A 5,421-nucleotide genomic window follows, 5' to 3' on the forward strand; every position below is an offset into this window, starting at 1 on the left:
CCCGAACAAGCGCTGCGCCAGTTGCTGCAGGGCAGCGGCCTGGATTACCAGATCGATGCGGGCTCCGTGACCCTGCGCCCGCTGGGCAAGGGCACCGGCGAAGCCGGTTCGCCGCTGGAGTTGGGTGCCACCGACATCAAGGTGGTTGGCGACTGGCTCGGCGACGCGAATGCCCAAGTGGTGCAGAACCACCCGGGGGCGCGCACCGTGGTGCGCCGTGAAGCCATGGTGGAGCAGGGCGCGATGAACGTCGGTGACGTGCTGCGGCGCATTCCCGGGGTGCAGGTACAGGAGGCCAACGGCACCGGTGGCAGTGATATTTCCCTCAACGTCGGGGTACGCGGCCTGACCTCGCGTCTGTCGCCACGCTCCACGGTATTGATCGACGGCGTACCGGCAGCGTTTGCACCCTACGGCCAGCCGCAGTTGTCGATGGCGCCGATTTCCTCCGGCAACCTCGACAGCATCGACGTGGTGCGTGGCGCAGGCTCCGTACGTTATGGACCACAGAACGTCGGCGGCGTGATCAACTTCGTCACCCGGGCCATCCCGGAAAAATTCTCCGGCGAAGTCGGCACCACCCTGGAAACCGCGGCCCACGGCGGCTGGAAACACATTGAAAACGCCTTCATCGGCGGCACCGCCGACAACGGTATCGGTGCTGCGTTGCTGTATTCCGGGACCAAGGGCGATGGTTACCGCGACCGCAACAACTCCAACGACATCGACGACGTGATCTTCAAGACCCACTGGGCGCCGACCGATCAAGACGATTTCTCGCTGAATTTCCACTACTACGACGCCAGCGCCGACATGCCCGGCGGCCTGACCCAGAAGCAGTACGACGCCAACCCGTATCAATCGGTACGTGACTGGGACAACTTCAATGGCCGGCGCAAGGATATGTCCTTCAAGTACATCCGGCAGATCGACGACCGCACCCAGGCTGAAGTGCTGACCTACTATTCCGACAGTTTCCGCGGCAGCAACATCGCCAACCGCGACCTGAAGACCCTGGGTTCCTACCCGCGCACCTACTACACCTTCGGCATCGAGCCGCGTGTGTCCCATGTATTTGACCTGGGGCCGAGCACCCAGGAAGTCAGCGTCGGTTATCGCTACCTCAAGGAAGGCATGCACGAGCAGGCCACCAGCCTGGCGCTGGTCAACAACGTGCCGACGCCCGTGGGCCAGAGTGACGGCCACGTGTACCAGGACCGTACCGGTGGCACCGAGGCCAACTCGTTCTATATCGATAACAAGATTGATATCGGCAAATGGACCGTCACCCCGGGCATTCGCTTTGAGCAGATTCGCACCGAATGGCACGACCGTCCGGTGGTAGGCCTCAATGGCGCCACGGTTCAGGAGAAGCGCCGCGAGATCCACAACAACGAACCGCTGCCGGCCCTGAGCGTGATGTACCACGTCTCCGATGCCTGGAAGCTGTTTGCCAACTACGAAACCTCCTTCGGCAGCCTGCAATACTTCCAGCTGGGCCAGGGCGGTAACGGCGACCAGACCGCGAACGGCCTGAACCCGGAAAAAGCCAAGACCTACGAAATCGGTACTCGCTACAACGACAGCGTCTGGGGCGGCGAAGTGACGTTGTTCTACATCGACTTCTCGGACGAGTTGCAATACGTCAGCAACGATGTGGGCTGGACCAACCTCGGCGCTACCAAGCACGAGGGCATCGAAGCGTCGGCCCATTACGACCTGTCGAACCTCGACCCGCGCCTGGACGGCCTGACCGCCAACGCCGGCTTCACCTACACCAGGGCCACCTCCGAAGGCGACGTTGCCTTCAAGGGCCGCGACTTGCCGCTGTACTCCCGTGAAGTGGCCACCCTGGGGCTGCGTTACGACATCAACCACTGGACCCACAACCTGGACGTCTATGCCCAGTCCGGCCAGCGTGCGCCGGGCACCGGTACCACCTACATCACCCAGCCGACTGCTGATGGCCAGTACGGGGATATTCCCGGCTACGTCTCGGTCAACGTGCGCAGCGGTTATGACTTCGGTGCGCAACTGTCGAACCTGAAGCTGGGCGTCGGGGTAAAAAACGTGTTCAACCAGGAACACTACACCCGCTCCAGCGACAACAACTCCGGGATCTACCTGGGTGAACCGCGCACGTTCTTCGTGCAGGCCAGCGTCGGCTTCTGATGCGTGCCTGATCCAGGTATCGACAGTGACGAGGGGGCGCAAGCCCCCTCGCCATAGCCCTTCTTCCTACTCTTTTTCTAACGATTTTCTGCGTCCGCAGGAACTGAATCCGACAGGTCTACCACACAAGGAGGTGCCCACTTTCCATGGGATACCTTGTATCGCCGAGGTGTCTTTGAGCCGGGAGTGAATCGTGTCAATACGCCGAACTGGAGATGCCTATGTCGGTAACCTTATCCAACTCAACTGTTGCCAACCCCTCTGATAACGCCGCGCAGCCGCATACTGATGCCGCCACATCGACGCAGTCACGCTCACGCTCCGGGCAGGGGTCGATCCACATCAGCTTCAACTTGCCACAGAATGGGATCGGCCCGGGATATTCGAATTGGACGACGACGCAGAGCACGATGGATCGCCATGGTGCCGCCAACAACTCATTCCGGGCGTCCTATGCAAACTCGTTCCTGGGCGGGCTGATCGGACAGCTTCAGGATTTTCTGCACAAGCTGTTCAATCCGTTCCGGCCTCACCCCGGTTATGGTCGTCCTGATCCTTCCATTCCACTCAGGCCTCTTCCCGGACACTGCCGTCCGACCCCCTGCAAGCCTGACCCGGGATACGGTCGCCCGGACCCACACTTTTCGAGGCAAACCCCCGATCAACTGGGGAACCTCCTCAAGAACAAATTTGATGCGTTCACGGTGCCGGGCCAGCCCTTCATCACAAAACAAAGCCTGGAGGAGATGGCGGGCAGACGGTTGACCAACGACCAGGACCGTAATGAGAACATTCTGTTGGCCCGGGAACTGCTGCGACGCCCAGACGTAATACAAGCCTTTGACCGAGCCGGCAGGACCGGTGATCTGGATGGTCGAATCTCCCGGCGGGACCTCAACGCCGTGCTCGACTCCGGCAACGCCTTGAAGTACAAGACCGACAAACAGCTCGCCGAACAGATGTTGAAGGACTTCGACGCCCTGAAGGGTATCTGGAGCCGCTCCATCAGTATCAAAGATTTGAAAAAATTGGCCGCATCGTCGTCGAGCGACCCAAAGCAACAGCGGCTCATCGAGTTGGCCAAGGAAGTCACTCAGCGCTCAAGCCTGTTAACGCTGATGGACTCTCTTGACCGGTATGACGGCAAGATCGGCAGAGCCGCCCTGCGCCACCTCTCTCTGAACCTGTTTTAGCTCGATCACGCCGCGACCCTCTCGCGGCGTGATGACCTGCCTTGATCAATCCGCTGCTTTCAAACTCTCAGCCAGGGCTCAGACATGGCTACACCTTCGTGTGGATCGCACAATCCTGGCTATCAGCCAGCCTGTCTTGCGCCGACGGGCAGCGATACCCTGCAACCGCCCCCCGTTGCCGCACCGGGCAAACGGTGCGAAGAGGGCGCCGAAGCCCGGCGAGTGAAGAACTTCACCGGGCAGCACACGTTCCAGGCGCCGGCGGCTGACGACTTCATCAAAGGCATGTTGCCGCACGGGCAGTTGCCTGCCTCCCACGCGCCTGGGTTACGCCCGTTGCGCGCGGTGATGGGCGCTATGGTCGCAGCGATCAAAGACCTTTGGCAGGAGACAAAACCGACCTCGCCAGGGTCTCGAAAAGCCGACTGATTCTTCGGTTTTTACATGTTGTCATTGGAACGCTGCTCTATCTCGGAACCATTGCCACCGGCACACCACACACCTTTGGCCTGTTTTCACCTGAGCGATACGGCGATTGCCGGGATGATGACCAGGTCAATGTGGAACCGGAAAATGGTGGAGATGAATCATGACAATCAACGGCGGGTCGGTCTGCCAGCACCTCGGTGCTACACCCTGTATTGCCCCGGCACTGGACGGCGGTACACGGGCAATTCACGCCGCTTCAAGTGAACCCGGTGAGGCTGCGCGAAAGCACAGCCATCAATCCGGCGGGGCGCCTGTCCGCTCATCAGGCTATCGGCCTCCTTTGCGGGGGGAGAGTCACTGCAGGAGTCTGCTGCAACACCTGGGGCTTCAGAACGAAGTGGCCAGCCGCCTCCGCGGGCCCAATCCCTACATTCGTTTGCCGGACAGCGATTTGGTGAGCGCGGCGAACGCCCAATTTGCCATGCTGAAAAAACTCCATGAGAACTGACGGACTGAAGCTGTCTTCACTGCAACGAATCGCCAGTAAAAAGCTCGGTGCCAGCCGAGAGGCCGACAGCGCTATCCTGCTTGCCAAGGCGATCATCCAGCGTCCGCGCCTGATCGATGCGATCCTCGACCAGGACGGCTACATCACCCGCGAAAGCCTGGCACAGGCCGAGAACGTCGTGTTCGGCAACAGCGATCCCAGTGCCTTCAGCCCGGACCCTTTCCACACAAAAAACAATGCCGATCTCGTCCGCCTGTTCAAGGAAATGTTCACCGAGTTACGGGACCGGTCGCGGGACCGCATGGGGTTTTTCGAGCAGATCTGCTACGTCAATATCGAGGTGCTGGCGATGATGAGCAAAGACCCGGATGAGCTCGACAGCCATGGCCAAGTTGTACTGGACCCGGCCACGGGGCTACCGAAGAAGAAATACGACGAACAGCAGGTGTATATGGCAAAAAACCTTGTGGACCGGCCGGGATTGTTGCGGTCGCTGGAAAACACCGCCGACAGCGGTCGGCGAATTTTCGGCAGCCATCACCAGGCGGGCTGGCTCAGCAACAAAACCCTTGATCGCTGGCTGGAACTCCAGAAAGCCAAATGACCCCGGGTTGATGCCTCAATGTACGAGGCGTGATGGGGCTGGGTGGTCAGACCCGCAGTATTTTCCCGCTGATCGCCACACCGATCAGCAGTACGGCAATCAGCACAAAGGCAGTGCTCAAGCTGCTGCCATGGGCGATGAAGCCGATCACCGCAGGGCCGGCGAGAATGCCGGTGTAGCCCAGGGTGGTGATGGCGGGCACGGCAATGTGTTCCGGCATGACGGTCTGCTTGCCGACGGCGGTGTACAGCACCGGTACGATGTTCGAACACCCGGCACCGACCAATGCATACCCCAGCAGGGCGGTTTCCCACGCAGGGAATAGCGTCGCCAACAGCATGCCGCCGGCGGCGAGCGCGCCGCCGAATACAATCACCCGGGTTGCGCCCAGACGGCGAACTATCCTGTCGCCGGTAAGGCGCCCGACGGTCATGGTCAAGGCAAAGGCTGCGTAGCCAAGGCCCGCATAGGCCTCGTCAAGGCCGCGCTCGGCGCTCAGGAACACCGCGCTCCAG

At 60.7% G+C, this 5,421-nt stretch carries 5 protein-coding genes; 4 read left to right on the forward strand and 1 reads right to left on the reverse strand.

The window, feature by feature from the left end; genetic code table 11:
- The 4 genes from HX846_RS25695 to HX846_RS25710 all read left to right on the forward strand — a co-directional run.
- Positions 1-2,172 (forward strand): TonB-dependent siderophore receptor (locus HX846_RS25695; protein WP_178966342.1); only part of this gene is annotated, 2,172 nt, incomplete at its 5' end.
- 221 nt (positions 2,173-2,393) lie between these two features.
- Complete coding sequence (locus HX846_RS25700) at positions 2,394-3,365, forward strand: type III secretion protein (protein ID WP_177023251.1); 972 nt, start codon at positions 2,394-2,396, stop codon at positions 3,363-3,365.
- An 84-nt stretch (positions 3,366-3,449) separates the two neighbouring features.
- Entirely contained in the window at positions 3,450-3,794 is a 345-nt protein-coding gene (locus HX846_RS25705; protein ID WP_023658960.1) for a hypothetical protein, read from the forward strand.
- Positions 3,795-4,291: 497 nt separating this feature from the next.
- Positions 4,292-4,906 carry a hypothetical protein gene (locus HX846_RS25710; RefSeq protein WP_008432744.1) on the forward strand — a complete coding sequence of 205 codons (615 nt, stop codon included), beginning with the start codon at positions 4,292-4,294 and terminating at the stop codon, positions 4,904-4,906.
- Positions 4,907-4,952: 46 nt separating this feature from the next.
- On the opposite strand, the gene HX846_RS25715 is transcribed toward HX846_RS25710, so the two are convergent.
- Positions 4,953-5,421, reverse strand: a 469-nt coding sequence (locus tag HX846_RS25715; RefSeq protein ID WP_178966343.1) for an MFS transporter, incomplete at its 5' end; no start/stop codon positions are given.

This window comes from Pseudomonas sp. K5002, from assembly GCF_013386655.1.
Lineage (GTDB): Bacteria > Pseudomonadota > Gammaproteobacteria > Pseudomonadales > Pseudomonadaceae > Aquipseudomonas.

Coding starts and splice junctions, on each gene's coding strand:
- HX846_RS25700 (WP_177023251.1), top strand. CDS start 2,394: ATGTCGGTAACCTTATCCAACTCAACTGTTGCCAACCCCTCTGATAAC.
- HX846_RS25705 (WP_023658960.1), top strand. CDS start 3,450: ATGGCTACACCTTCGTGTGGATCGCACAATCCTGGCTATCAGCCAGCC.
- HX846_RS25710 (WP_008432744.1), top strand. CDS start 4,292: ATGAGAACTGACGGACTGAAGCTGTCTTCACTGCAACGAATCGCCAGT.